Origin of the sequence: Solicola gregarius, assembly GCF_025790165.1 — a bacterium.
Lineage (GTDB): Bacteria > Actinomycetota > Actinomycetes > Propionibacteriales > Nocardioidaceae > Solicola > Solicola gregarius.
The window spans coordinates 2,670,607-2,696,771 of the sequence record NZ_CP094970.1 but is presented as its reverse complement, the minus strand read 5'-3'; the positions used below and the strand labels follow the sequence as shown (position 1 = coordinate 2,696,771).

Here is a 26,165-nt window from a genome sequence, read left to right as displayed (position 1 = left end):
GCGTGGATGCGTAGTGCGCGGGGCCGCGCCTGCGCCGATTGCGCTGCGACCTGAGCTACCCGCCCGCGGATCTGTGACGTAACGGCGACCTGTCCGACTCCGCCGTTCGCCGTTGCGTCTCACGTCCGCGGGAGTGCTCGTACGACCCGTCAGTCGAGCGCATCCGGCAGCGGCTCCGACCACGCCTCGCGTATCTCGGGGATCGGCACCTCGAACTGACCCTCGACCACGATCGCGTCGCCCCCGACGACCCCGATGCGCTGCGCGGGTACGCCGTGGCGCTGTGCAACCTCGTCGAAGACCTCGACCCGCTCGGGCGCGACCGCGACGAGCGCCCGCGCGGCCGACTCGCTGAACAGCGTCACGAACGGATCGGCGTCATCGGGCAGCTCCATTCGGATCCCGACCCCGTTACGTACGCTCGCCTCGGCAAGCGCAACCGCGAGCCCACCGTCGGAGATGTCGTGGGTCGCGGAGACGTTTCGGGACCGGGCGGCCTCGGCGAGGAACGACGCCAGCGCCTGCTCACCGGCCAGGTCGACCCGGGGCGGCACTCCGCCGAGGTGGTCGTGCACGACGCCCGCCCATGCCGAACCGCCCAGCTCGTCGCGCGTCTCGCCCAGCAGGTACAGCACATGGCCGGCCAGCTTGAAGCCCTGATTCGCGCGAAGCAACACATCGTCGATCACTCCGAGCACGCCGACGACCGGAGTCGGGAGGATCGCCGTGTCACCGGTCTGGTTGTAGAACGACACGTTTCCGCCTGTGACAGGGATGCCCAGCGCGGCGCAGCCGTCCTTCAGCCCCTGCGTCGCGCGCTCGAACTGCCACATGACGTCCGGGTCCTCGGGGGAGCCGAAGTTGAGACAGTCGGTGACCGCGAGCGGGACGGCACCCGTCACGGCCACGTTGCGGTACGCCTCGCACAGCGCGAGCTGCGCACCCGCGTACGGATCGAGCTTCGCGTACCTCCCGTTGCAGTCGGTGGCGACGGCGACGCCGAGATCGGTCTCCTCGTCGACTCGTACGATGCCGGCGTCCTCGGGCTGCGCGAGCGCGGTGTTGCCCCGCACGTAGCGGTCGTACTGGTCGGTGACCCACGACTTGTCGGCCTGGTTGGGCGACGCGATGACCCGCAGCACCGCGTCCCGCAGCTCATCTCCCGAGGTCGGTCGGGGCAGGTCATCGGGTACGTCGGCCTGCAACGCGTCCTGCCACTCGGGCCGCGCATACGGCCGCTCGTACACCGGACCCTCGTGCGCGACGGTGCGAGGCGGGACGTCGACGATCGTGTCTCCGTTCCAGTCGACGACGAGCCGGTCGCCGTCGGTCACCTCGCCGACGACGGTCGCCTCGACATCCCACTTCGCGCAGATCTCCAGGAACCGGTCGACGTTCGCGGGCGTCGCGACCGCCATCATCCGCTCCTGCGACTCGCTCATCAGGATCTCCTCCGGCGACAGGCTGGAGTCGCGCAGCGGGACCGTGTCGAGATCGACGTGCATGCCGCCGTCGCCCGCACTGGCCAGCTCGGATGTCGCGCACGAGAGCCCGGCACCGCCGAGGTCCTGGATGCCCGCGACCACACCGGCATCGAACAGCTCGAGCGTGCACTCGATCAGCAGCTTCTCCATGAACGGGTCGCCGACCTGCACGCTGGGTCGCCGTGACGGGCCGTCGGAGTCGAACGTCTCCGACGCGAGCACCGACACGCCGCCGATGCCGTCGCCGCCGGTACGCGCGCCGTACAGGATCACCACGTTGCCGGCACCGCTCGCATGCGCGAGGTGGAGGTCCTCGTGTCGGAGCACTCCTACACACAGGGCGTTGACGAGCGGGTTGCCGGCGTACGACTCGTCGAAGACGACCTCGCCGCCGATGTTGGGTAGCCCGAGGCAGTTGCCGTAGCCGCCGACTCCCGCGACGATGCCCGGCAGCACCCGCCGGGTGTCTTCGGCGTCGAGGGGCCCGAACCGCAGCGGGTCCATCACCGCGACGGGTCGCGCACCCATCGCGAGGATGTCACGCACGATCCCTCCGACTCCGGTCGCAGCACCTTGGTACGGCTCGACGTAGCTCGGGTGGTTGTGCGACTCGACCTTGAACGTCACCGCCCAGCCCTGGCCGACGTCGATGACGCCGGCGTTCTCACCGATACCCGCGAGCGTCTTGCCGCGCGGCGTCTCCTGCGGCAGGTCCGAGAACTTCCGCAGGTGCACCTTGCTCGACTTGTACGAGCAGTGCTCGCTCCACATGACGGAGTACATCGCGAGCTCGGAGCTCGTCGGGCGCCGCTCGAGGATGTCGTGGATGCGTTCGTACTCGTCCTGCTTGAGGCCGAGCTCCGACCACGGCTGCGACTGGTCGGGCGTCTGCGTGGCGCGCTCGACGGTGTCGACCGTACGCGCGGATGCGTCTGTCACGCGGACAGGCTATCCACTCGGGCACCTCGCCGCTTTACGGGTCGCCACCGGAGCTGCATACACATGCTAATGTATGTGTATGCCCGCAACCATGACCCGCCGCCTTCAGCTCCTGCTCGACGAGGAGCGGTATGAGCGGGTGGCGGCAGAGGCGAAGCGCCAACGTGTCTCGGTCGCGACGATCATCCGCGATGCGATCGACGAGAAGCTCGAGCATCGACGGCGCGACAAGCGTGCGGCGATGGAGGCGATCCTGAACGCAGAGCCGATCCCGGTGCCACCAGGGGACGGCCTCGTCGAGGAGATCCACCGGCTTCGGGACGAGCGTCACAGTGATCTTTATTGATACGACGGTGCTCGTTTATGCCGTTGGTGGCGAGCACCATTACAAGCGCACGTGTCTCGAAGTCCTCGACCACGTGAGCACGAATCGCGTTCAGGCGACGACGACTCCGGAGGCAATCCAGGAGTTCGCCCATGTACATGCTCGCCGCCGTCCTCGGCATGACGCGATGACGCTCGCCAACCGATTCGCGCAGTTGCTCGGGCCGCTGCGCTGCTCCGAGGAGGAGCATCTAAGTGACGGGCTCGAGTTCTGGACGCGGTACGAGTCGCTCGGCGCGTTCGACGCCGTGCTGGCCGCCGTCGCCCTCGACTCGAAGTACGCGACACTTGTCTCGGCCGACAAGGCGTTCTCCCAGATCCCCGGCCTGCATCACGTGCTTCCGGATGACGACGGCATCGCCGATCTGGTCGGTGCCCGCTAGCCGACATCGGCGCCGAGGTCGAGCGCCGGCCAAAGCCTGGCCCGACGTAGGCTCCGCTGGTGGCCGTCCTCCTCGCACTCGTCTCCGCCGGCGCGTACGGCCTCTCCGACTTCCTCGGCGGCATCTTCTCCCGCCGTAGCGCGCCGTGGCCGATCGCCGTCGTCGGGCAGTCGTCATCGGCAGTGTGCGCGTTGGTGCTCGCGGTCGCCATCGGAGGTACGGTCACCGCTCACGACTGGGCATGGGGCGCGGTCGCCGGCATCGGTGCGGGTGTCGGTGCGGCGTTCCTGTACCGAGGCCTCGCGGCCGGTCGGATGAGCGTGGTCGCACCGATCTCGGCGCTGGGCTCGGCGATCGTTCCCGTCGGCGTCGGCCTGCTCACGGGCGACCGACCCTCGCTGCTCGCGTGGGTCGGCATCGTGTTCGCGTTCCCGGCGATCTACCTGATCTCGCGGATGAGCGATGACCCGGCCGCGGCGCACGACGGTGGCGGCGTCGTCGACGGTGTGCTCGCCGGTCTCGGCTTCGGGTCGATGTTCGCGATCCTCGGCCAGGTCGACAGCGACGCAGGCATGTACCCGCTCGCGCTGATGCAGGTGACGTCGGTGCTCTCGGTGATCGCAACGGCAACCCTGCTTCGGACGGCGTGGCTGCCTCGCGACCGCCTCGCGTGGCGGGCTGCGATGATGGGGCCGCTCGGCGCCACCGCGACCGGCGCCTTCCTCTACGCCACGCATACGGGACTGCTCACCCTCGTCTCCGTCGTCGCGGCGCTCTACCCCGCGCTGACCGTGCTGCTGGCCGCGGTGGTGCTTCGCGAACACATCCACCGCACTCAGGCGGTCGGGCTCGCGCTCGCCGCTGCGGCGGTGTCGCTGGTCGCCGCCGCCTGATGCCTACCTGACGGTGGCCCGCTCGCGTACCGGAGACGGCAGGAACGCGGACAGTGCGATCGCGGCGACCGGCACCAGGCAGAGCACGGTGAGCACGGCCTCCGGCCCACGCCAGTCGGCGACCGCGCCGAGCACGGGTACGAGCAGCCCGCCCGCGCTGACGGCGAGGCCGAGCGTGATCCCCGCCGCCGTTCCCGGCCGGCTCGGCAGATAGTCCTGGCCCAGCTTCACCAGCACCGCGAACGGGATGTTCGTCGCAACACCGGCGAGCGCGATCAGCGGCAGCGCGACGTACGGGTCGCCGACGAGACGTACGGCGATGAGCGCGGGCACCATCGCGATGCTCCCCCACTGCGCGGCGCGTACGACTCCGAAGCGGTCTCCGATCCGTCCGCCGGCGATCGTCCCGACCACCCCGCCGATCAGGAAGCAGGTAAGGGCGACGCCGCCCATTCCCGGCGACGAGTCCAGCTGCTCGATCCAGTACATCGCGACGAACGTCATCACCCCGAACGACACGATCGAGCGCACGACGCCGACACCCGTCACGAGCGCGAACGGCCCCCAACGGTCGCGCCCCGTCCGCTCGACGGCAGCCTTCGCCGCCTGCGATCGCCGGCGCTGGTGCCGCGCGAGTACCAGCGCCATGACCAGGGCCGGCGGTACGAACACGACGCTCGCGCGCACACCGAACTCCACGAACAGCGGCGTCGCCAACGCGGGTGCGAGGAAGAAGCCGACGCTGCCACCCGCAGCGAAGAGGCTCATCGCCGTCGCGCTCTCACCGGCCTCCGCCCGGGCGTCCTTTCCGGCGGCCGGGTGGAACATCGCGACCCCGATCCCCGATGCGAGCAGCAGTGCCCACACGATCGCGTACGCCGGGACCGTGCCGGACAGGCCGGCGGCCGCGCCCGCGATCGCGAGCCCTATCGGCGCCATCCACAACGCGTTCCGGCGATCTGCGACGACACCGAGAAACGGCTGCGGCAGGGAGCTGCCCAGATTCGCCGCCATCGCGAGTGCGGAGGCGGCGACGTAGCTGTAGTTCCGATCGAGGATGAAGTACGGAAGCATCGCGGGCACGAGCCCCTGGTAGAAGTCGTCGATCGCATGGGCGACCGCCCAGATTCGTACCCGCCGCCACGCCGAGATTGCCGTCGTCATCTGTCCCCGTTCGGTTGACCGAAGACCACCGTACGAATCGCGTGCCGCACGACGCTTCCGATACACTGCCAACAAATGTCGAAAATCCGCCACACCAGCATCGCACCGACACGTACCGCGGATCACCACTCGGGCGAGCGCATCGACCGGCACCGCCACGACGAACACCAGATCATGTACGCGAGCGCCGGAGTGGTGGAAGCGACGACCGAACGCGGGAGCTGGATCGCCCCACCGCAACGTGCCGTGTGGGTGCCCGCAGGCGAATGGCACGAGCACCGCTTCCACGGCGCGACCCGCTCACACACGGTCGGCTTCCCCCGCGACGATGCGCCGTTGGACCCCGCCGAGCCGGCCGTCGTACTCGTGACGCCGCTGCTCCGCGAGCTGATCATCAGCTGGGCCGACGGCACGCTCTGCGATGCCGAGCTGGACCGCGTACGCGCGGTCACGTACGACCAGCTACGGCGGGCAACGCACGGATCCCTGCACGTTCCACGCCCGCGCAACCCGGTGCTCGTCGCCGCGTGCGAGGTCGTCCAGGCCGATCTCATGATTCCGTGGACGGCCGACCGGCTCGCCGCCGAGGTAGGGGTCAGCGGGCGTACGTTGAGCCGGTTGTTCCGTTCGGAGCTGACGATGAGCTACCCGCAGTGGCGTACGCAGGCGCGTCTCGCACATGCGGTACGCCGACTCGCGGAGGGCCACACGGTCACGGAGGCCGCACGCGACTGCGGATGGTCGTCTCCGAGTGCGTTCATCGACGTCTACCGGCGCAACCTCGGCCACACGCCCGGTCAGGGGCAGCTGCGCCCGCGCGCCGCCGGCTAGGGCGTGTCCCGCGAACCCCCGCCGGCTCGCGTTCCTCCGCATCCCGCCCGGCTTCGTTGCGGTCGCTCGAAGTAGGACGGGCTACGCCGTCGCTCCCGTGCCTTGCCGGATCGGGCGCGGAGACCCGCTCCCTGATCGACGCGGGTTTGCGGGACACGCCCTAGTCAGTCGACGCTGCGGAAGCAGCGAAACCCGAGGTGGCCCGTGCTGCTGCGGATCGCGTGGCCTTGCCGGGCCGCCGGGCGATACCGATGGCAGTACGACGGCGCACACAGATGTGAGCCACCCTTCGACACCATGCGGTTCGACTCGTCGGCCAGATGCGACGGCGAGCAGCACGACGAGGATTCGACAACGTGCTCGTCAGAGTGCGAGAACGTCCAGGGCGAGTCGGTCCACTCCCACACATTGCCGGCCATGTCGAACAGCCCGTAGCCGTTCGGAGCGTACGACCCGACCGGGCTGGTGAGACCGTTCTTGCCGGCGCGATCGTTGCGCCACGGGAACTCGCCGTGCCAGGTGTTGGCCATGACCCGGTTCTTCGGCATGAACTCGTCGCCCCACGCGTACGTCTTCGCGACCAGTCCGCCGCGCGCCGCCCACTCCCACTCGGACTCCGTCGGCAGCCGCTTGCCGGCCCAGGCAGCGTACGCCTTGGCATCCTCGTAGGCGATGTGCACGACGGGGTGCTTCTCGCGGCCGTGCAATGTCGACTCGGGGCCTTCGGGGTGCCGCCAGTCGGCGCCGGGCTGCCAGCGCCACCACCGGTGCCAGTCATCGAGGGGTACGGGGCCGGGCGTCGGTGTGAAGACGAGCGAGCCGGCCACCAGCTGATCGGGTCGGGCATCGGGGAAGTCGGCCGGGTCGGGGTCGCGTTCGGCAACCGTGACGTGGTCGGTCTCCTTCACGAAGCGGCGGAACTCGGCGTTGGTCACCGGATGTTCGTCGACCCAGATCGACGCGACCTCGACCTCGCGTACCGGCTGCTCCTCCGGATAGAAGTCGGCACTGCCCTGCAGCAGTACGCCACCGTCGATCCGGTGCATCGGGGCGGTGCCCTTGCGGTGAGTACGCGTCGTCGTCTCGGTCACCACCCCAGTATGTGCGATCGGTTCAACGCGCGGGCAAGCGTGTGGTGCGCCGAGCCGTGCCGTCGATCAGCGACCAGATCGCAAGCACGATGACGACATCGAGTACGGCGGTCGCGAGCTTCGCCTCCAGGCTCGCGCCAGTCGTGAACGGCCACACCCCGACTACGACCCCGACGAGGAACATGATCCAGCCGAAGAACATCGTCGGCCGCGGCGTCGTGAGCGTCAGAACATGCATCAGGCCGGTTGCGACGAGGGCGCCGGCCGCCGCCCCGAGCGCGTACGGAACGAGCGACGCGGAGTGCCAGGTGCCACGCGACTCCGGTGCCAGAACGGGAATGTCGAGCACACCACGAGCGATCAGGTCTCCGACGACCGCGATCAAGGCGGCAACGACCGCCGTCGCGACACCCCCGGCCCACAGCCTGGCGGCGTCGACCTTGGGCTGGTCGGGTGGGGGTGGCTCCGGGCGATTGTCGTACATGTCAGTCCTCTTCGGTCGGCGTCGGTTGGTCGGCGGTCGACGCGTCGGCGGCATCGACCGCGCCGTCGTCGGGCGACTCGGCTGCTTCTGCAGGAGGTGCGGATTCGGACTCATCGATCCTGCCGGGCTGACCCGCGAGCAGGGGTCCGACCCAGCTCGCGCGCGGGTCGACGTCGATCAGGAGTGCCTTGACGAACAACGTCAGCGGGACGGCGAACAGGGCGCCGACAGCACCTAGCACCCATGCCCACACGATCAGCGACAGGAAGCTCAGGGTTCCGGAGAGGCCGACGGTATTGCCGATCACCCGTGGCTGGATGACGGTCTGGATGACGACGTTGAGCGCGCAGTAGACCGCGACGACGGCGATCGCCGTGCCGACGCCCTCGTCGACGATTGCGATGATCGCCGGTGGCACCAACCCGATCACGAAGCCGATGTTCGGGATGTAGTTCGTGATGAATGCCAGCAGACCCCACAGCCAGGGATCCGGGATGCCGAGTACGTAGAGGGCCGCGACGTCGAACAGCGCGACGACCGCGCCGAAGACGGTCGCGACGAGGAGGTACTGGCGAGTGCCGATCGCGAAGTTCCGGAACGCCTCGACGACCGTCCGCCGCATCGCCGGCGCACGTGACAGGTTGCCCGGGAAGTGCGTCCCGTCGATCACCATGAAGAACAGCAGGACGACGATGAAGAAGACGTTGCTCATCGCGCCGGCGAGCCCGCCGAGCAGGTCGGCTGCGATGCCCGCGACCTTGCCGAGGTCGAACGACGACGTCATCGCGTGGATCTGCTTGTCGTCGACGCCGAACCGGTCGAGCAGGTCGCGTACGTCGTCGATGAGGTTCTCGAACTCGGGCTGGTAGTGCGTCAGCAGTCCGGCGAACCTCGCGCCGGCGACGACGAGCGCGAGCACCATCGCCACCAGGATCGCGTAGACGGCGATCAGCGCGGCGAACGTCGCCACCCAGGTGGGCAGCCCACGACGCTCGCACCATCCGCGTACCGGGTGCACCGCGATGACGAGGACGAGCGCGAGGAAGATCGGGCCGATGATGTCCGAGGTAGCGCGTAACCCGAAGATGACGAGGAACGCGGCGCCGGCGCCGAGCAGGATGAGAAGGCCGCGGGGGAGCCCGGTCGGCGCGCTGAGGTCGGTGCCCGAATTGCTCACGGATCGAAACTAGTGCACCATCGCCGGTTGCACGCGCCGAGCGCGCGGGTGCGTGTCGACCAACTGACGGCTTTCGCCTTGCCGGTCAGGTCGTACGAGCGGTGCGCGGTTGCTGCTGGGTGATGCAGTGAACTCCCCCGCCACGCGCGAACAGCGGCCGCGCGTCGACACCGACCACCTCACGTCCGGGGTACGCGTCGGCCAGTACGCCGAGCGCCTCGTCGTCACGAGGATCGCCGAACGTACCCGCGACGACACCGCCATTGACGACCAGATGGTTGACGTAGCTGTAGTCGACCCATCCCTCGCTGTCGCGCAGCACCTCGGGCGCAGGCAGCTCGACGATCTGGAACCGGTCGCCGTTCGCGTCGGTGGCATCGCGGAGCTCGCGGATCACCTGCTCGCTCACGGCCGAGTCGGGGTGCGCACCATCTCGCTGTGCATGCACCAGAACCACCCCAGGCGTTGGGATCGTGGCGACGATGTCGACGTGGCCCCGGGTTCCGTACCGCTCGGAGTCGCGGGTGAGTCCGCGCGAAAGCCAGATCGGATCGGTCGCGCCGAGCGTACGGCGGAGCTCGGCCTCGACGTCGCTGCGGCGCAGGCCCGGGTTGCGGCCGGGGTCGAGCTGCACCGTCTCGGTGAGGAGGACCGTGCCGGCTCCGTCGACGTGGATGCCGCCGCCCTCGTTGACCAGGCTCGATGCGACGTACTCGGCTCCCGCGATCTCGGCGACCAGCGCGCCGATGCGCGCGTCGTTCTCCCACGTCGCCCACTCCTGCTGGCCCCAGCCGTTGAACACCCAGTCGACGGCACCGAGACGACCGGACTCGTCGACGACGAAGGTCGGCCCGATGTCGCGCATCCATGCGTCGTCGAGAGGCGCCTCGACGAGCTCGACGTCGGCCGACAGATACGTACGCGCGAGCGCCCGGTCGTCCGGGTCGATCACCATCGTCACGGGTGCGTACCGAAGTGCCGCATGCGCGACGGCCGCCCACGTCGAGCGGGCCTGGTCGGCTTCGGCCGGAGTGTCACCGAGGGTGTATCCGCCGGGCGGGAACGCCATCCAGATGCGGTCCTGGTCCGACGTCTCGCTCGGCATCCGCCAGGTCATCGCCGCCGCCCGTAGGGATTCGCGGCGTCGACCGAGTCGACGAGGGCGGCGTACGAGTCGGGCCGCCGCGTGGCGAGGAACGGGAACAACCGCAGCCAGTCCTCGCGCTGCCCGAGATCGAGGTCGGCGACGAGGACGGCTTCTTCGTCGCGCGGGGCGCGGGCGAGCACCCGGCCGTACGGGTCGGAGACGAACGACGATCCGTAGAACGTCAGCTCGCCCTCGTTGCCGGTGCGGTTGGGGACGACCATGAAGGTGCCGTTGGTGATGCCGTTGGCGACGATCACCTGCTCCCACAAGGGCTGCGTGTCGAAGTCGGGGTACGACGGCTCGGACCCGATCGCCGTCGGGTAGACGATGAGGTTCGCGCCCCGCAGGCCGTACGACCGGGCGACCTCCGGGAACCACTCGTCCCAGCAGGTCGGGAGTCCGATGGTGGCGCCGCCCAGCGCGGCCGGCTCGTACACCGGGTACGCGTCGTCGGGCGGGCCCGGCCGGAAGTAGGTGTCTTCGTAGTAGCCATCGGTCACGGGGATGTGCAGCTTGCGGGTGCGTCCGAGCAGCTCACCGTCGGCGCCGACCATGATCGCGGTGTTGTAACCGCGCCCGTCGGAACCGTCGGCGTGCTCGTACAACGAGGCGTGCACGACGACGCCGTTCGTGGACGCCGCGGCGGCCGCGAACTCGTACGTCGGGCCGCTGTCGAGCCTCTCGGCGGACTCGACCGGCCTGCCGGTCGCCCGCGTGACCGCGGGGTACTTGGACAGCGTGAGCTCGGGCAGGAACACCGCCTTCGCACCGGCATCGGCCGCCTGGGCGATCGCGTCCGACAGCCCTTGGCGCAAAGCCGAGGCGTCGCCGCGCCAGCGATGCTGGACCAGCGCGATCCGCAGCGGAGCGCGTACGGCGTCGTCGCCGGCGAGAGACGGCTGCGCCGTCGCGGTGAGCAGCTTCATCGTTGGCCTTCCTTCGTGCCCAGGAGGCGGAGCGTGGTGTCGCGCAGGATCGTGCGCGACTGGAGCGTGTCGAGGTCGCCGCCGATCCAGCGCGCCGCGATGCCTTCGACGAGTGCCGTCAGGGCGACGGCGAGCGCATCCGCATCGGCGGCGGCGGCGACGCCGTCGGCCGCCTGTGCCTCGCGTACCGCCGCGGCGATGTCGGACTGCCAGGCGGCGGTGGCTTTCATGAGGTTCGCGCTCAGGTCGGGAGTGAACGCCGACACGGCGCGGATCTCGTTCCAGGCGGTCGCCTGGTCGCGTACGTCGTCGGCGTCGGCGACCTCCTCGACGAGTAGCTCCACCAGCCGCTCGGTCGCGGAGCCGGCGTTCGCACCGCGCGCACGGTGGCCGAGCGCCGTGTCGTTGATGTGTCCGAGGGTCGCCGCGAGCAGGCCGTCACGGTCGCCGAAGTGGTAGTAGAGCAGGCCGGACGAGACGCCGGCCTCGCTCGCGACATCGAGCACCCGGAGCCCGCGTACGCCACTGCGGGCGATGCAGCGCGCGGCCGCGCGCAGGATCACCTCGCGCGCATCGGACATCGCGGCCTCCTGGGTCGGTGGGGCCGAGCGTACGCGCTGACTGAAATTTCAGTCAAGATGCAGGCCGAACCACAGGCGTACCTTTACCATGTAAACATGGTAAAGGTACGCCTGGCATGGAGAATTCACCGTGCAAGGCGGATGCTTACCATGTTTACATGGTAAACATCCAGCCCACATCGGCCCCGACTGTCACTCCTCGGGATACGGATCGCAGTCGGCGGCGTCGTCCGGCGGGTACGAGACGGGTTCCTCGGACGCGATCCGCCCGTTGGTGACCGTCATCTCCCGGGTGGCGGACGCGAGCCGGTCATGCGGGATCTGCAGGAGGTTCTCGCGCAGTACGACGAGGTCGGCGTAGTTGCCGACGGCGATCGTGCCCCGCTCGTGGTCTTCCAGGCTCGCGTACGCGGCATCGGAGGTCACCGTACGCAGGGTGTCGCGGAGGCTCAGGCCCTCGCTGCGCCGGAACCCGCCGCGTGGGAAGCCGTCGAAGTCCTGGCGCGTGACCGCACGCTGCAAGCCCCACAGCGGGTCGACGACCTCGACATCGACGTCGGAGCCGCCCGCCAGTCGTACGCCCCGGCGCTGCATCGTCGCCCAGCGGTACGCGGTCTCGCGCAGTCGAGGCTTGCCGAGCGCGTCGCGTGCGAACCGCGCATCGGTGGTCGCGAAGCTCAGCTGGTAGCTGGCGATCACGCCGTCGGCGGCGAGCCGGTCGACGAGGTCGTCGCCGACCACCTGGACGTGCTCGAGCGCCCACCGGTCGGCGGGAGTCACGCCCGCACGCTCGTACGCCGTCAACGCCGTGGCGACGCCGCGATCACCGATGGCGTGCGTCGTGACGTTGAAGCCGAGCTCGCGCGCACGGGCGATGTCGCGGTCGGCTCGGTCCTGGTCGAGGAACAGGATGCCCTTGCGTGGGAAGCCGTACGGGTCGTCGTCGTACGGCGCGCGCAACGCCGACGTGCGCGGTCCGAGCCAGCCGTCGGCGTAGTTCTTGACGCCGAGCACCTTGACCCACTCGTTGCCGACACCCGTGCGCAGACCGCGCTCGGCCGCCCGCTCCATGCCGCCGAACGCCACCCGTACGAGGAAGCGCACCTTGAGCAGGTCCTCCTCCGCGAGCTCGACCAATGCCTTCCACAGCGCGAAGTCGCGCATCCCCGCCTCGACGACCGTGGTGATCCCCTGCTTGGCGATCTCGTCCTGCATCGTCAGCAGGCTCTGCTTGAGCTCGTCGGTCACCTCGCCGTCGCCGACCTGATCCATCGGCGTCTCGCCCTGCTCATGGGTGTGTACGTGGCCCTGGCCGGTGCGGCGGCGCGCCTCGAACGCCGCCTTCGGGTCGTAGCAGTTGAACGCCGGGCGGTAGTCGTCGGCGGGTGCTCCGCCGAACGCCATCCCGAGCAGGTGCGTGTGCTGGTCGCGGAACCCGGGCATCACGAACCGGCCGGCGAGATCGACGACCCGTGTACGTGGCCCGGCCCAGGTCAGCACCTCGTCGTCGCGTCCGACCGCGACGATGCGCTGCCCGCGTACGGCCACCGCCTCCGCCCACGGCATCGCCGGACCGTGCACCATGCCCGCCGACACCCCCGGCCACACCTTCCCGGCATGCAGCACCAGATCGGCGTGCGCCTCGTCCGACGTACGCGAGGCATTCGCGACGCCGGGTACGAGCGCGGCCGCCGTGGCTCCGGCCGCGGTCGCGAGTAGTCGGCGGCGGCTCAGCTGGTCGGCATCCTGCTCGGCGGGCATGCGGATCTCCTTCGCTCGACGGTCGCGGGCCGGCGTACCCGCTGGAGCAGAACTAGCACGGCGACCCGACCGCAGGCAACGCTGAAACCGCCCTGCGGGATGAGCTATGCCTGCGCATTCACCTCATAGCTGGTGTTCGTCGACTCGAAGAAGTTGACCAGCTGCAGGGTGTCGTTGGCGGTCGCCATCCACTTCGCCGGGTTCGCCACGCCGTACGCCGGCTCGAAGCCGAGTTCCTCGAGACGTCGGTCGGCGAGGTAGCGCACGTAGGTGTTGATGTAGTCGGCATTGAGCCCGAGGATGCCGTTCGGCAGCAGGTCGCGGTTATAGCGCTCCTCCATCTCCACGCCGTCGAGGACCAGCTGGCGGATCTCTGCGGCGAACTCCGGCGTCTGCAGGTCGGGATTCTCCTCGAGCACGGTGAGGATCAGGTTGAGCCCGAACTTCAGGTGCAGGCTCTCGTCGCGCACGATCCACTCGATCAGCGAGCCGAAGTTGCGCAGCAGGTTCCGCTGCCGGAACGACAACGCCACCATGAAGCCCGAGTAGAACCAGATGCCCTCGAGAATCACGTTGTACGCAACGAGGTTGCGCACGAAGTCGCGTTTGCCCTCGGTGGCGGTGATGTCGAGGGTCTGCTCGGTCATCCGCTTGATGAAACGGATCTCGAACTCCTCCTTTGCCGCCATCGATGGCACCGACAGATGCGACTCGTACGCCTGTGCGCGGTCGATGGGGAACGTCTCCAGCACGTACTCGAACGCCATGCAGTGGTTGGCTTCCTCCCACATCTGCTTGGCGAGGTACAGGTGGCACTCCGCGGAGCTGACGTACGGGTAGACGCCGAACGCCAGGGCCTTGTTGACCAGCAGCTCGTTGGGGTTGAAGTAGCTCATCAGGAACGTCAGCGCATGCCGCTCCTCCGCGGTCATCTTCGCGAAGTCACCGAGATCCTCGCCGAGCTGCACCTCGTTGGGAAACCAGGTGTTCGCGACGGCCTGGTTGTACAGCTCGTACGCCCATTCGTACTTCACCGGTTTCAGCAGCAGGCCTTCACCGATGCCGGTACCGAGAATTCCGTTCGTACTCAAAGTTCTCTCCTTATCTCCGCCGCCCCGTGGGCCGCACGTTCGTGCGGAGACACGCGGGCGTGTCGCACAAGAACGTGCGGCCCAGCGGGCGGGCTCACTGGCAGGAGTCGCACTGCAGGCGCTCTTGCGGGTCGATGGGGCAGTTGTCGGCCTCGACGGTGGCCACGGGTACCGCATCCGGCGGCACCACCTCCGGTACGTGCGCCGGCGCCGCAGCACGTTCCGGCGACGAGGCCGCCGCGAACCCGAACCCGCGCCGCTGACCGCCACCCGCAGGCGTCAGCTGCTCGGCCTTGTTCACGCGTACGGTGCTCTGCTCGGCCGTGTGCCGCGGCATCATGTGCAGGTAGTACGTCGTCTTCACCCCCCGCTTCCACGCCGCCGCGTACAGGTCGACCATGCCGTCGACGTTGCGGTCGGCGAGGTAGATGTTGCGGCTGATCGACTGGTCGATCCACTTCTGCGCCCGCGCGGCCACCTCGAGGAACGCGTACGGCGACAGCTGGAACGACGTGCGGTAGACGCGCTGAAGGTCGTCCGGCACCGAGTCGAGCCTCGACAGGTCGCCCTGGACGCGCAGCAGGTCCTCGCGTACGTGCTCCCAGAGGCCGCGCTCGCGCAGGTCGGCGACCAGGTTGCGGTTGACCTCGAGGAACTTGCCCGACGACGTCGACCGGCTGAAGATCTGGCTGAACTGCGGATCCAGCCCCGGTGTCGTTCCGGCCACGAGACCGATCGAGGCGGTCGGAGCGATCGCCAGCAGTGTCGCGTTGCGGATTCCGCCGCGTACCTTCTGTCGCAGCGACTCCCAGTCGAGCCGGGTACGCCGGTCGACCTCGACCGGCTCACCGCGGTCCGCAGCCAGGCGGTCGAGCGTGTCGATCGGCACCATGCCGCGGCTCCAGCCCGACCCGGCGAAGTTCGCGTACGCACCGCGCTCGCGAGCCAGGTCGGCGCTCGCGTCGATCGCGTGCCAGCTGATGAACTCCATCAGCTCGTCGATCAGCTCGTACGCGCGCTCGCTCTCGTACCCGTAACCGAGTCGCTCGACGACGTCGGTGAACCCCATGACGCCGAGGCCGACCGCGCGGTTGAGCTCGTTCGAGCGCTCCGACTCGGCGACCGACGAGAGCGTGATGTCGACCAGGTTGTCCAGCTGTCGTACCGCCAACCGGGTCGACTCGGCCAGGCGATCCCAGTCGACGCGCAGGTCACCACGCTCGCCGACGAGATGCCGCGACAGGTTGACCGATGCGAGGTTGCAGACGGCGATGTTCTCGCGGTCCTGCGGCAGGCAGATCTCCGTGCACAGGTTGGACAGGTGGATCGTGCCGGTGTTGTCGTTCAGCGCCCGGGTGTTGATCGTGTCCTTCCAGGTCAGCCACGGATGCGACGTCGTCTGCAGCGACACCAGCATCGCGCGGTACTGCTCGCGCGCCCGCACCCGCCGGTACGCGCGCAGCTCGCCCGCCTGGGCGAGGGCGACGTACTCGTTGTAGCGCTTCGAGAACGCGGCGCCGTACAGCTCGGGCAGGTCGGCGGTCTCGAGCGGGTCGAAGAGATACCAGTCGTCGTCGGCGGCCACCCGCGCCATGAACTCGTCGGAGATCCACACCGCGGTGTTGGCCGTCCGCGTGCGGCGGTAGGGATCACCGGAGTTCTGCCGCAGGTCGAGGAACTGGTCGAAGTCGAGATGCCAGTTCTCCATGTAGAAGCACAGTGCGCCGAACTTCTTGCCACCGCGCGAGACCGCGCGGAGCGTCGAGTCGATGGTGTGCATGAACGGGATCGGCCCCGTCGACAACGTGTTGTTGCTGCGGATCGGGGAGCCCTCGCTGCGCAGCTTGGTGACGGACATGCCGATGCCGCCGGTGCCCTTGGTGACCCACATGACGTCGCGTACCGACTTCGCGATGTGCTCGATGTCGTCTTCCATCTGCATCACGAAGCAGTTGGACAGCTGGGCGTACGCGGTGCCCGCATTGACGAGAGTGGAGCCCGCGGCGACGTACTCGAGCCGCGACAGCTTCTCGTACAGCGCGAGCGCGATATCTGTCGACGCCTCCTCGTTGAGCGACAGCCCCATGGCCACGCGCATCCAGAAGAACTGCGGCACCTCGAGCGGCGTACCGTCGGGCGCGGTGATCATGTAGCGGTTGCGCATGGTCTGAACGCCGATGTAGCGCAGCAGGTCGTCGCGCCCGGTATCGAGCGCGGCGCCGAGCCGTTCGAGGTCGAAGAGCTCCGCGAGGCGGGTGTCGAGCAGCCCGAGGTCGACGCCGCGCTGCACGTACGCGACGAACGCCGGTCCGGGGAAGCTGCGGGTCTCTAGGTGCGTGCTGCCCTCACCGAACGCGCGCTTGTACAGCAGCTTGGTCAGGAGTCGCGCCGCCACGGTGTCGAAGGCCGGATCGTCCTTGACGTTCTGCAGCGCGACCGAGATGACGGCCTCGTCGAGCTGCTCGCTGGTCATGCCGTCGAACAGCACGATCTCCAGGTCGGACTGGATCTGCGTCGCGCGGGCAACGGCGTCCTGGAGTCCCGCGCTCGCCTCCTCGATCGACGCGGCGATCTCGTAACCGTCGTACGGGACGCGGGAGCCGTCGCGCTTGACGACGGCGATGTCACTGGTGGTGCTGGTGCTGGCCATGCTCAACCCCTCGGTCGCGATGTCGCGCAACCCGCGGCGCGGAGGGTCGGGAGGGTACGGCGTCGCCGTGTCCCCTGGCCGTCCCACGAGGCCGCGGACCACCGCGCATGTCGTACGCGCGGTGCGCTGGCAGGTCTTCGGACTCACGGGCCAGCGCTGCGTCCAGCGCGCCTACTGGTCGCCGCTTCCCGGGTGCGCACCCAGTGCATCTGACGACGGTCGTTCCCGTTCACCGCTGCGGGGCAGTCCCGGATTCACACCGGGTTCCCTCTTACGACAGCCGATCTGGAGGACCGACTGAACCAGCTGCCAGGCCACCATATATGGAAACTACATCGATGCAAGTACCTACATGTGGTGTCGCGCGACACGCCGTATGCGGCGGTCTCCGGCGGCGCGCCGGACTGCGGCATACCCCGATCAGGTCGCGCTGAGGCCCTCGATCAGCTGCCGTTCGAGGTAGCGGTTGTACTCGTCGGAGTCCGCCTGGTACGTCACGTGCCAGCCGTCGCGGAACAGCTGCAGCGAGTCGACGTACACGGCGCCGTCGATGCGATTGACGACGTACTGGAAATGCCAGAGCGGGCCGCCTCCGGCGTTCCTGGACTGCCGGATCGGCTCGAACCCCGGGTACGTCTCCAGCGTCTCGGGAACGCTCGTCTGGGAGAGAACCCACTCCCAGGGATCGCCGTCGATGTCGCCGTACTCGAAGGTCAAGGTCGACGTGCCGTGCGACCACGTGCAGTAGTCGGCGCGGCTCGTATCGGTCTTCCAGTCCGCCGGCACGGGCCCGACCAGCTTGCCGCCGTCGGTGCCCGGGCACGTCTCGGTGCTCAGCTCGATCGCCTTGTCCTGCCCGGACCCGGCCGATGGCGGGACGGATGGTGGCGGCGCGGAGTACGCGACGCGCTCGGCGTCGGGTTCGTCGGTCCCACAGCCCGCGGCCAAGACCGCCACGGCGCAGGCAAGTACGACCGAACGGACGACGGACATCGATGTCTACGCGACGAGGTCGGCGTACTCGGGGTGCCGCTTGATGTACGCGGCGACGTACGGGCACAGCGGACGTACGGAGAGGCCACGCGCACGGACGTCGTCGAGAGCGGTACGCACCAGCGTGCTCCCGAGACCCTGGCCTGCGTACTCGTCGCCGATCTCGGTATGGGTGAACGTGATCACGCCGTCGCCCAGCTGGTACTCGGCGAAACCGGCGAGCCGACCGTCGACGATGATCTCGAAGCGGCTCCGCTCGGGGGCATCGGCGACCGAACGCTCCGGCTGCGCGTCTGTCATGAGGGTTCCTTCCCGGGAATGGCTTCGCTCATGATGCCATCCGGCAGCGTCAGTCACCGCTCCAGCGGGCCGGACCTCAGGAGCGGTCGGCCATCGCCTGCACCACGGAGGCGAAGAAGCCACGGCCGTCGAGCCCCGCGCCGAACAGCGCCTCGACGGCATGCTCGGGATGCGGCATCAGGCCGACGACGTTGCCGCGCTCGTTGGTCACGCCCGCGATATCGCGCAGAGAGCCGTTCGGGTTGACGCCGACGTACCGGGCGACCACCCGGCCTTCCTGTTCGAGCGAGTCGAGGGTCGCCTCATCGGCGACGAAGCCGCCCTCGCCGTTCTTCAGTGGTACGACGATCTCCTGGTCCGTCTCGTACGCGGACGTCCAGGCGGTGTCGGCGTTCTCGATGCGCAGCATCTGGTCGCGGCACACGAACCGCTGGTGGTCGTTGCGGACGAGCGCGCCCGGGAGGAGATGCGACTCGCACAGGATCTGGAACCCGTTGCAGATGCCGAGGACCGGCATGCCACCGCGGGCGGCGTCGACCAGCGCCTCCATCACGGGTGCGAATCGGGCGATCGCGCCGCAGCGCAGGTAGTCGCCGTACGAGAAGCCGCCGGGCAGCACGACGGCGTCGACGCCCGCAAGATCGTTGTCACCGTGCCACAACGCGACCGGCTCCCCGCCCGCGAGCCGCACCGCGCGGGACGCATCGACGTCGTCGAGCGAGCCGGGGAAGGTGACGACGCCGATCTTCACGACGCCACCGTGACGGCGTACGTCTCGATCACCGGGTTGGACAGCAACGTCTCGGCGAGCTTGTTGACATCGGCGAGCTTCTCATCGTCCATCTCACCGTCGACCTCGAGCTCGAACCGTTTGCCCTGGCGTACGTCGGTGACGAGCTCGAACCCGAGCCGGTCGAGCGCTCCGTGGACCGCCTTGCCTTGGGGGTCGAGGATCTCCGGCTTGAGCATGACGTCGACGACGACACGAGCCACTGGACTGCTCCAAACGATCGCGTTACGCGTACGGCCGCAGTCTAGCCATGGGCGTCGCCGAGCCGTCGATCCCGCACCGCCGACTGGCTACGTCAGCTCGCGCTTGAGGATCTTGCCGGTGCTCGTCATCGGCAGCTCCGCACGGAACTCGACGATGCGAGGGTACTTGTACGAGGCCATCTGCTCCTTGGCCCACTCGATCAGCGCGTCCTCGGTGATCGACGCGCCCTCGTTGCGGATCACGAACGCCTTGACCTCCTCGCCGTGCGACTCGTGGGGTACGCCCACCACGGCGACCAGCGAGACGTCGGGATGGGTCATCAGGACCTCCTCGATCTCGCGTGGGTAGACGTTGAAGCCGCCGCGGATGATCATGTCCTTCGCTCGGTCGACGATGTAGTAGTAACCGTCGGAGTCGCGCTTGGCGAGATCACCACTGCGGAACCAGCCGTCGCGAATCACGGCGGCGGTAGCCTCGGGTCGGTTGTAGTAGCCCTTCATGATGTTGTACCCGCGCATCGCGATCTCGCCGACGGCGTCGTCGCCGTACACCTCGTTCCAGTCGCCGTCGATGAGCTTGCACTCGACGCCCCAGAGCGGTTTGCCGATCGAGCCCGGCCGAGGCTCGCTCCCGGCCGGAGCGAACGTCGCGACCGGCGAGGTCTCGGAGAGGCCGTACCCCTCTTGGATCTCTACGTGGAATCGTTTCTTGAAGTCACCGATGATCTCCACCGGCAGCGACGATCCGCCGGACACCGATCGGCGAAGGTTCGCCGCGATCTGGTCGACGTCGACGGAGTCGTCGAGGGCACCGAGCAGACCCCAGTACATCGTGGGTACACCGGCGAAGAACGTCACCTTCTCCTTGAGCATCAGGGCAAGCGCGGCCTTCGCATCGAACCGCGGCAGCATCACGAGCGTGCCGCCGAGCGAGAACCCGGAGTTCATGATCACGGTCTGCCCGAACGAGTGGAACAGCGGCAGCGCGCACAGGTACGTTTCGTGCCCGTCGGGGTGGAAGTCGAACAGCCGTGGCAGGTTGGCGGCGTTCATCGCCATGTTCGCGTGGCTGAGCTCGGCACCCTTCGGCTGGCCGGTCGTACCGCTGGTGTAGAGGATGACGGCCGTGTCGGTCGGCTCGGTGACCGCGGGGGCGTACGCGGGCGGCTCGCTCGCGATGGCGTGACCGAACGTCTCGGCACCGTCGATCGGTGAGTCGGCTGCTGGATCGGCCGTGACCAGGAAGAACTCGGTGCAGGCGTCGGTCGCGTTGAAGCCGTCCCAGCCGGCCTGGCCCATGGGCAGTTCGGGAGTGCCTTCGAAGCAGAAGTACGCCGTGGCGTCCGAGTCGTCGAGGTGGTACGCGACCTCGCGCCCCTTCAACAGCACGTTCAGCGGTACGACCGTTGCGCCGGTCTTCAGGATGCCGAAGTAGACCATCGGGAAGTACGGGATGTTGGGACAGGAGAGCGCGACCTTGTCGCCGCGGCCGATGCCACGGGTGTTGAGGAGATTGGCCACCTGGTTGGCAGCGCCGTTGACCTGCGCGTACGTCAGCCGGGCCTCGCCGAGCACGACGGCGTCTCGATCGGGAAAGTTGCGGGCGCTGTCTTCGAGCATCACGGACAGGTTGAGCACGGCTCAGGTCTCCTCGGCATCATGCACCGCGGGGCGCGGTTCCTTGCCGCCGCACTCTACTGCGCGGTAGCCGATCCGTCTCGGGTCCGCGTACGTTCCACCGCTCGGGGGCAACCTGGCGCCGCTACCGGGCAAACTTGCTGGGTAGTGGCGCGGATTACCACGGGCCCATGGTAATCCGCAGGGCAAGGTCGGCTGCGTCAGAATCGCTCGCCGGTCAGGCGCTCGTACGCCTCGACGTAGCGCTGCCGGGTCTTGTCGACGACTGCGTCGGACAGCCGCGGAGGGGGCTCGTCGCTCGTACGGTCCCATCCGCTCTCGTGCGTCAGCCAGTTGCGGACGACCTGCTTGTCGTACGACTCCTGCACCTGCCCCGGTACGTACTCGTCGGCCGGCCAGAAGCGCGACGAGTCCGGCGTCAGCACCTCGTCGGCGAGCACGATGGTGCCGTCGGAGCGGGCGCCGAACTCGAGCTTGGTATCGGCCAGGATGATGCCCCGCTCGCGGGCGATCCGCTCGGCCCGCTCGTACACGGCGATGGTGAGGTCGCGCAACCGCTCTGCCGCGTCGGCACCGACGGCGCCGACCACGTGCTCGTACGAGACGTTCTCGTCGTGCTCGCCCAGCTCCGCCTTCGTGGCGGGGGTGAAGATCGGTGCGTCCAGCCTGCTCGCCTCACCCAGCCCTGGGGGCAGCGCGACGCCGCACACCGCGCCACTGCGCTGGTAGTCGATCAGGCCGGAGCCGGTGAGATAGCCGCGCGCGACGCACTCGACCGGGTACATCGCGAGCCGCTCGCAGACGACGGCCCGCCCGCGTACGACATCGGGTACGTCGGTCGAGAGCACGTGGTTGGGTACGAGGTCGGCGACCTGCTCGAACCACCACAGCGACATCCGGGTCAGGATCTCGCCCTTGTCGGGGATCCCGGGTTCGAGGACATGGTCGTACGCCGAGATGCGGTCGGAGGCGACCATCAGCAGCGCGCCGTCGGGCCGCTCGTACAGGTCGCGCACCTTGCCCGAATGCACATGGCGGGCGCCGGGGATATCAGGGGCTGTGGGTAGGCCGGTCACGCCGATCACTCTAGTGCCCTGCGTTCGAAGTACCTTGACGTCTTTCGCCGCCCAGGCGGCGCCCCGCGGCGTCCTCGTCGTCGCAAATAGGACCCACTATGACCTTCCTCCTCGTCCTTGCGGATGCATCCACCTGGACGACGCCTTCCGTAAAGCCACTTCAAACGCAGGACACTAGTGATGCGATCCCCGGGCGCTACCTCCGGCGGCCGGTTCCGTCCCCCGGGCCAGAGTTGCGTGATCCAGTCATCTACGTACGAACTCTTGCTTGCACTGCGCATGAGTTGCTGGCATGCTGCTCCGCGACACCGTCATCGGAGGAACCTGTGGACGTTCAGCTGCTCGCCGCGCTGGTCATCGGCATCGCCACCATCGTCGTCATCGTCTTGTGGACCCGGCTCGATGCCTTCGTCGCGCTCCTGGTCGCGGCGATCGTGACCGGATCGATCGCCGGTACGGCGCCCATCGACACGATCGACTCGATCATCGCCGGCTTCGGCGCGACACTCTCGTCGATCGGCATCGTGATCGGCCTCGGCGTCGCCGTCGGCAAGATCCTCGAGGTCTCCGGCGCGGCCGACGCGCTCGCGCGGGCGTTCGTCGGCGCGCTCGGCAAGGGTCGCGAGCCATGGGCGATGGGCGGCACCGGCGCCCTGGTGTCGATCCCGGTGTTCTGCGACTCCGGCTACGTGATCATGAACCCGCTGGCCCGCTCGATCGCTCGCCGCAAGCGGCAGGGGTACGTCACGCTCGCACTCGCTCTGGGCTGCGGCATGACGCTCACCCACCACCTCGTACCCCCGACACCCGGCCCGCTGGCTGTCGCCGGCATCCTCGGCGCGGATCTGGGCGGCGTGATCCTGGTTGGCCTGATCTTCTCGGTGCTGCTGCTGCCCATTGTGATCCTGTACGCGACGATCGTCGGCCCGAAGCTCGAGGACGAGGTGCTCCCCGAGGTACGCGAGGCCGTGTACGGACACGCACATGCGAGCGCCGGCGAGCCCGGGTCGGCGTCGACCGATGTCGCGCTCGACGAGCTCCCGCCCGAGGACGACCCCGCCGCCGCTCTCGGCACGCCCCCGGAGGGCGCACCGCCGCATCGGGTCGGCGCGTTCCTCGGCGCCCTGCCGCTGGTCATCCCGATCCTGCTGATCGTCGCCAACACCGTCGCAACGGCGATCGAGAAGAACTCCCAGGGCGTGCTCGGCGACGACGAGGCGTACGAGCCGTCGAACTTCGTCTCTGCGATCGCGTTCGTCGGCAACCCGGTCGTCGCGCTGCTGATCGGGCTGATCCTTGCGGTCTACGTCCTGCTGCCCCGCTGGACCACGAAGAACCAGGTCTCGGGCTGGCTGTCCGACGCCGCGGCTTCTGCCGGCCTCATCCTGCTCATCACCGGCGCCGGCGGCGGGCTCGGTCAGGTGCTGCGCGACAGCGGCGTCGGCGACGCGCTGGCCGATGCGATCGCCGACCTGAGCCTGCCCGGCGTACTGGTCCCGTTCCTGATCGCCTCGCTGGTGCGCATCGCGCAGGGTTCGGGGACGGTCGCGATGATCACGGCGGCGTCGGTGACCGCTCCGCTCGTATCCGATCTCGGGCTGTCGGCCCTGGCGGCCACCCTCGCGTGCTGTGCTGGGTCGATGGTGTTCAGCTACTTCAACGACTCGTACTTCTGGGTGGTCACCCGGTTCACCGGTCTCGACGGGGTCGCGGCGCTGCGCGGATGGTCCGGCATCACCACCGCCGTCTGGCTCGGCTCGATCCCACTCGTCCTCATCGCCGGCTGGGTGTTGTGACCGACGCAGGGCCCGTCCTGGTCGTCGCCGACGACCTCACCGGCGCGAACGCCACCGCGGCCGCGCTGGCTCGCGCCGGAATGCGCGCGGTGACCGTCGCCGACGGCGAACGCCCGGCGATCGTTGCCGAGTTCGTCTCTCGGTTCGACGCCGTCGTGATCAGCACGAACGCGCGTCACGTGCCCGGCGCCGACGCCGCCGAACTGGTACGCCGCGCCGTACGCAGCGGATGGCCGACCCCGCTCGCCGCCAATCGGATCGACTCCACCCTCCGCGGCAACGTCGGCCCGACGACCGCTGCCCTGGTGGCCGAGGTCTCTGCACAGTCGGGGCGCCGCGCCGTCGCGCTGTGCGTACCCGCGCATCCGGAGGCCGGCCGCCACACGGTCGGCGGCGTGCAGCTGCTCGGCGGTCGACGCCTCGAGGAGACCGAGCTGGCCGGCGACCCGCGATCGCCGATCACCCATTCGGAGGTCGCGACGCTGTTCGAGGGCCTTCGTACGACGACGATCCCGCTCGAGATCGTCACGGGGCCCGACGACCGACTCGTCGCGGCGTTCGCAGCGGCCGTCGACGGCGGCACCGACGTCGTCGTCGCCGATGCGCTGACCACCGACAACATCGCGCGAGTGGCCCGGGCAGCGACCACGGTCAACGACGTCACCTGGGTCACCGTCGACCCAGGGCCGGCAACGGTGGCGATGGCGGCGGCACTCGGCCTGCACCGCACGCCCGATGGCGCACCGCTGCTCGCGGTCTCGGGCTCCGCGACGAGTCTGACCCGCGACCAGCTGGTCCGGCTCCGCGGCGAACGAGAGGTCGTCGTCGTACGCCCGGCGCTGCCCGCCGACGCGCGCGTACCGGACGTCGATACGACGGCCGATCGGCTCGCGACCGCGCTCGAGTCGGCGCGGCCCGACCAGGTCGTGCTGCTCGCGTCCGTCCTCGACGAGTCGGACGTCACCGATGTCGATCACGCCACGGCGGCGGCGATCCCGCGGGCACTCGCCCGCGCCGTACGCCGGGCACTCGAGACGCACCAGGTCGACGCGATCTTCGCCACCGGCGGCGACATCACCGCATCGCTGTTCGCCGAGCTCGCCGCGCACGGACTCGACGTCGAGGGCGAGATCGAGCCGCTCGCCGTCGCCGGTGAGCTCGTCGGCGGTCCGTGGTCGGGGCTGCCCATCGCGACGAAGGGTGGGCTCGTCGGCGACACGGGCACCACCGTGGCCTGCATCGACCACCTGCGCCAGGCCGCCGAGACCCGGCGCCGCCGCGTACATCCCGCACAGTCCAGGCAGACCGCCTGGTGACCAACGGAGGAGACACCATGCCCGTCGAACGTCCCGTACTCGCCGTGACCCTCGGCGACCCTGTCGGCATCGGTCCCGAGATCACCGCCCGCACGCTGGCCGAGTACGCCGACGAGTCCGGGCATCACGGGGTCGCCGTCGGCGACGCCGAAGCACTGCGACGTGGTGCTCGCGCGGCCGACCTCGACGTCGAGGTACGCGAGGTGCGTACGTTCGACGTCGAGCCTGCGGGTGAAGGCGTGATCGACGTGTACGACACCGGCGTGCTCGACGCAGACGTACCGGCCTGGGGCGTCGTCGACGCGCGTGCCGGCCAGGCCGCGGTCACGGCCATCGAGGTCGCCACGCGGGCGGCGATGGATGGCAAGGTCGCCGGCGTAGTGACCGGTCCGATCCACAAGGAAGCGATCTGGGCCAGCGGCAGCAAGCACCTGGGTCACACGGAGATGCTCGGCGAGCTGACCGGCGTGACCGACCAGGACACGATGTTCGTCGTACGCAGCCGAGTCAGCGACGAGCCCCATCACCTGCGCATCTTCTTCGCGACCCGGCACGTCTCGCTGCGCAAGGCACTCGACCAGCTGACCCGCGACAAGCAGCTCTCGTCGATCCGCCGTGCCGTCACGGCGCTCGAGGTGTTCGGCGCCGACTCCCCGCGGCTCGCCGTCGCCGCCGTGAACCCGCACGGGGGCGAGAACGGCGCCTTCGGCACCGAGGAGATCGACGGCATCGCCCCGGCGTGCGACGACGCCCGCGCGGAAGGGCTCGACGTGTCCGGACCGATCCCGTCCGACTCGGTGTTCCATCAGGGTCTGACGGGCCGGTACGACGGTGTGCTGTCGCAGTACCACGACCAGGGGCACATTGCCGCGAAGACGTACGACTTCGACGGCACCATCTCCGTCACGGTCGGGCTTCCCATCCTGCGTACGTCCGTCGACCACGGCACCGCGTTCGACATCGCCGGCACGGGCCGCGCCGACCACGCCACGATGCGCTCGGCGTACCTCGCGGGCGTCGAGTACAGCCCGTACGTACCACGGATCCGCGCCACGTACGGCATCTGA

24 protein-coding genes and 1 riboswitch are annotated in these 26,165 nt (G+C 69.0%); of the genes, 7 read left to right on the top strand and 17 right to left on the bottom strand.

Translation table 11 applies throughout. The features are described 5' to 3' along the window. Positions 1-149: 149 nt before the first annotated feature. Entirely contained in the window at positions 150-2,423 is a 2,274-nt protein-coding gene (purL, locus tag L0C25_RS13290) for a phosphoribosylformylglycinamidine synthase subunit PurL (RefSeq protein WP_271632134.1), read from the bottom strand. A 79-nt stretch (positions 2,424-2,502) separates the two neighbouring features. On the opposite strand from purL, the gene L0C25_RS13285 reads away from it, so the two are divergent. The 3 genes from L0C25_RS13285 to L0C25_RS13275 are packed head-to-tail and all read left to right on the top strand — an operon-like array spanning position 2,503 to position 4,083. Continuing rightward, positions 2,503-2,769 carry a ribbon-helix-helix protein, CopG family gene (locus L0C25_RS13285; RefSeq protein ID WP_271632133.1) on the top strand — a complete coding sequence of 89 codons (267 nt, stop codon included), beginning with the start codon at positions 2,503-2,505 and terminating at the stop codon, positions 2,767-2,769. Continuing rightward, positions 2,756-3,190 (top strand): type II toxin-antitoxin system VapC family toxin, encoded by a 435-nt coding sequence (locus tag L0C25_RS13280; RefSeq protein WP_333908534.1) that lies wholly within the window; start codon positions 2,756-2,758, stop codon positions 3,188-3,190. Before L0C25_RS13285 ends, L0C25_RS13280 begins: the two co-directional genes overlap by 14 nt. A 59-nt stretch (positions 3,191-3,249) precedes the next feature. After that, entirely contained in the window at positions 3,250-4,083 is an 834-nt protein-coding gene (locus L0C25_RS13275; RefSeq protein WP_271632132.1) for an EamA family transporter, read from the top strand. Positions 4,084-4,086: 3 nt separating this feature from the next. On the opposite strand, the gene L0C25_RS13270 is transcribed toward L0C25_RS13275, so the two are convergent. Next, positions 4,087-5,247: an MFS transporter gene (locus tag L0C25_RS13270; protein WP_271632131.1), complete on the bottom strand. Its 1,161-nt coding sequence runs from the start codon at positions 5,245-5,247 to the stop codon at positions 4,087-4,089. Positions 5,248-5,322: 75 nt separating this feature from the next. Here L0C25_RS13270 and L0C25_RS13265 point away from each other — a divergent pair, with 75 nt between their 5' ends. Continuing rightward, entirely contained in the window at positions 5,323-6,078 is a 756-nt protein-coding gene (locus L0C25_RS13265) for an AraC family transcriptional regulator (protein ID WP_271632130.1), read from the top strand. A gap of 164 nt (positions 6,079-6,242) precedes the next feature. On the opposite strand, the gene L0C25_RS13260 is transcribed toward L0C25_RS13265, so the two are convergent. The 15 genes from L0C25_RS13260 to L0C25_RS13190 all read right to left on the bottom strand — a co-directional run bounded on the left by L0C25_RS13260 (position 6,243) and on the right by L0C25_RS13190 (position 21,986). Next, positions 6,243-7,169: a formylglycine-generating enzyme family protein gene (locus L0C25_RS13260; protein ID WP_271632129.1), complete on the bottom strand. Its 927-nt coding sequence runs from the start codon at positions 7,167-7,169 to the stop codon at positions 6,243-6,245. A 22-nt stretch (positions 7,170-7,191) separates the two neighbouring features. Then, on the bottom strand, positions 7,192-7,653 hold the full coding sequence (locus L0C25_RS13255; RefSeq protein WP_271632128.1) for a DUF6069 family protein: 462 nt from the start codon (positions 7,651-7,653) through the stop codon (positions 7,192-7,194). Between the two features lies 1 nt (position 7,654). Beyond that, positions 7,655-8,830: an AI-2E family transporter gene (locus L0C25_RS13250; RefSeq protein WP_271632127.1), complete on the bottom strand. Its 1,176-nt coding sequence runs from the start codon at positions 8,828-8,830 to the stop codon at positions 7,655-7,657. Between the two features lie 85 nt (positions 8,831-8,915). Continuing rightward, positions 8,916-9,947, bottom strand: coding sequence for an agmatine deiminase family protein (locus L0C25_RS13245; protein ID WP_271632126.1), 1,032 nt, complete (start codon positions 9,945-9,947; stop codon positions 8,916-8,918). After that, positions 9,944-10,903, bottom strand: a complete 960-nt coding sequence (locus L0C25_RS13240; protein ID WP_271632125.1) for a nitrilase-related carbon-nitrogen hydrolase — start codon at positions 10,901-10,903, stop codon at positions 9,944-9,946. The genes L0C25_RS13245 and L0C25_RS13240 overlap by 4 nt, the downstream gene beginning before the upstream one ends. Further along, a complete protein-coding gene (locus tag L0C25_RS13235; protein ID WP_271632124.1) occupies positions 10,900-11,484 on the bottom strand; it encodes a TetR/AcrR family transcriptional regulator in 585 nt (194 codons plus the stop codon). Before L0C25_RS13235 ends, L0C25_RS13240 begins: the two co-directional genes overlap by 4 nt. 192 nt (positions 11,485-11,676) lie before the next feature. Continuing rightward, positions 11,677-13,245: an amidohydrolase gene (locus L0C25_RS13230; RefSeq protein WP_271632123.1), complete on the bottom strand. Its 1,569-nt coding sequence runs from the start codon at positions 13,243-13,245 to the stop codon at positions 11,677-11,679. 104 nt (positions 13,246-13,349) lie between these two features. Then, positions 13,350-14,336 (bottom strand): ribonucleotide-diphosphate reductase subunit beta, encoded by a 987-nt coding sequence (locus L0C25_RS13225; RefSeq protein ID WP_271632122.1) that lies wholly within the window; start codon positions 14,334-14,336, stop codon positions 13,350-13,352. Positions 14,337-14,430: 94 nt separating this feature from the next. Then, positions 14,431-16,986, bottom strand: a complete 2,556-nt coding sequence (locus L0C25_RS13220) for a ribonucleoside-diphosphate reductase subunit alpha (protein WP_271632121.1) — start codon at positions 16,984-16,986, stop codon at positions 14,431-14,433. 111 nt (positions 16,987-17,097) lie between these two features. After that, positions 17,098-17,308: riboswitch (cobalamin riboswitch) on the bottom strand. Between the two features lie 98 nt (positions 17,309-17,406). Next, positions 17,407-17,979 carry a hypothetical protein gene (locus tag L0C25_RS13215; RefSeq protein WP_271632120.1) on the bottom strand — a complete coding sequence of 191 codons (573 nt, stop codon included), beginning with the start codon at positions 17,977-17,979 and terminating at the stop codon, positions 17,407-17,409. A 6-nt stretch (positions 17,980-17,985) separates the two neighbouring features. After that, entirely contained in the window at positions 17,986-18,279 is a 294-nt protein-coding gene (locus L0C25_RS13210) for a GNAT family N-acetyltransferase (protein WP_271632119.1), read from the bottom strand. A gap of 76 nt (positions 18,280-18,355) precedes the next feature. Next, positions 18,356-19,030 (bottom strand): phosphoribosylformylglycinamidine synthase subunit PurQ, encoded by a 675-nt coding sequence (gene purQ, locus L0C25_RS13205; protein WP_271632118.1) that lies wholly within the window; start codon positions 19,028-19,030, stop codon positions 18,356-18,358. Beyond that, complete coding sequence (gene purS, locus L0C25_RS13200) at positions 19,027-19,272, bottom strand: phosphoribosylformylglycinamidine synthase subunit PurS (protein WP_271632117.1); 246 nt, start codon at positions 19,270-19,272, stop codon at positions 19,027-19,029. Before purS ends, purQ begins: the two co-directional genes overlap by 4 nt. Positions 19,273-19,359: 87 nt before the next feature. Then, positions 19,360-20,910, bottom strand: coding sequence for a long-chain-fatty-acid--CoA ligase (locus L0C25_RS13195; protein WP_271632116.1), 1,551 nt, complete (start codon positions 20,908-20,910; stop codon positions 19,360-19,362). A 200-nt stretch (positions 20,911-21,110) separates the two neighbouring features. Beyond that, positions 21,111-21,986, bottom strand: a complete 876-nt coding sequence (locus L0C25_RS13190) for a phosphoribosylaminoimidazolesuccinocarboxamide synthase (protein ID WP_271632115.1) — start codon at positions 21,984-21,986, stop codon at positions 21,111-21,113. A gap of 326 nt (positions 21,987-22,312) precedes the next feature. Between L0C25_RS13190 and L0C25_RS13185 the strand changes: the two genes are divergently transcribed. The 3 genes from L0C25_RS13185 to pdxA are packed head-to-tail and all read left to right on the top strand — an operon-like array spanning position 22,313 to position 26,165. Then, a complete protein-coding gene (locus L0C25_RS13185; RefSeq protein WP_271632114.1) occupies positions 22,313-23,782 on the top strand; it encodes a GntP family permease in 1,470 nt (489 codons plus the stop codon). Beyond that, positions 23,779-25,098 (top strand): four-carbon acid sugar kinase family protein, encoded by a 1,320-nt coding sequence (locus tag L0C25_RS13180; protein WP_271632113.1) that lies wholly within the window; start codon positions 23,779-23,781, stop codon positions 25,096-25,098. Before L0C25_RS13185 ends, L0C25_RS13180 begins: the two co-directional genes overlap by 4 nt. 17 nt (positions 25,099-25,115) lie before the next feature. Continuing rightward, the gene (pdxA, locus tag L0C25_RS13175; protein WP_271632112.1) at positions 25,116-26,165 is read left to right on the top strand and encodes a 4-hydroxythreonine-4-phosphate dehydrogenase PdxA; all 1,050 of its coding nucleotides are present in this window, start codon (positions 25,116-25,118) and stop codon (positions 26,163-26,165) included.

Bases quoted from the DNA above. Each gene is read 5' to 3' on its own strand.
- L0C25_RS13235 (WP_271632124.1), bottom strand. From the start codon at position 11,484: ATGTCCGATGCGCGCGAGGTGATCCTGCGCGCGGCCGCGCGCTGCATC.
- L0C25_RS13220 (WP_271632121.1), bottom strand. From the start codon at position 16,986: ATGGCCAGCACCAGCACCACCAGTGACATCGCCGTCGTCAAGCGCGAC.
- L0C25_RS13265 (WP_271632130.1), top strand. From the start codon at position 5,323: ATGTCGAAAATCCGCCACACCAGCATCGCACCGACACGTACCGCGGAT.
- L0C25_RS13255 (WP_271632128.1), bottom strand. From the start codon at position 7,653: ATGTACGACAATCGCCCGGAGCCACCCCCACCCGACCAGCCCAAGGTC.
- L0C25_RS13270 (WP_271632131.1), bottom strand. From the start codon at position 5,247: ATGACGACGGCAATCTCGGCGTGGCGGCGGGTACGAATCTGGGCGGTC.
- L0C25_RS13285 (WP_271632133.1), top strand. From the start codon at position 2,503: ATGCCCGCAACCATGACCCGCCGCCTTCAGCTCCTGCTCGACGAGGAG.
- L0C25_RS13210 (WP_271632119.1), bottom strand. From the start codon at position 18,279: ATGACAGACGCGCAGCCGGAGCGTTCGGTCGCCGATGCCCCCGAGCGG.
- L0C25_RS13230 (WP_271632123.1), bottom strand. From the start codon at position 13,245: ATGCCCGCCGAGCAGGATGCCGACCAGCTGAGCCGCCGCCGACTACTC.
- L0C25_RS13240 (WP_271632125.1), bottom strand. From the start codon at position 10,903: ATGAAGCTGCTCACCGCGACGGCGCAGCCGTCTCTCGCCGGCGACGAC.
- L0C25_RS13215 (WP_271632120.1), bottom strand. From the start codon at position 17,979: ATGTCCGTCGTCCGTTCGGTCGTACTTGCCTGCGCCGTGGCGGTCTTG.
- pdxA (WP_271632112.1), top strand. From the start codon at position 25,116: ATGCCCGTCGAACGTCCCGTACTCGCCGTGACCCTCGGCGACCCTGTC.
- L0C25_RS13245 (WP_271632126.1), bottom strand. From the start codon at position 9,947: ATGACCTGGCGGATGCCGAGCGAGACGTCGGACCAGGACCGCATCTGG.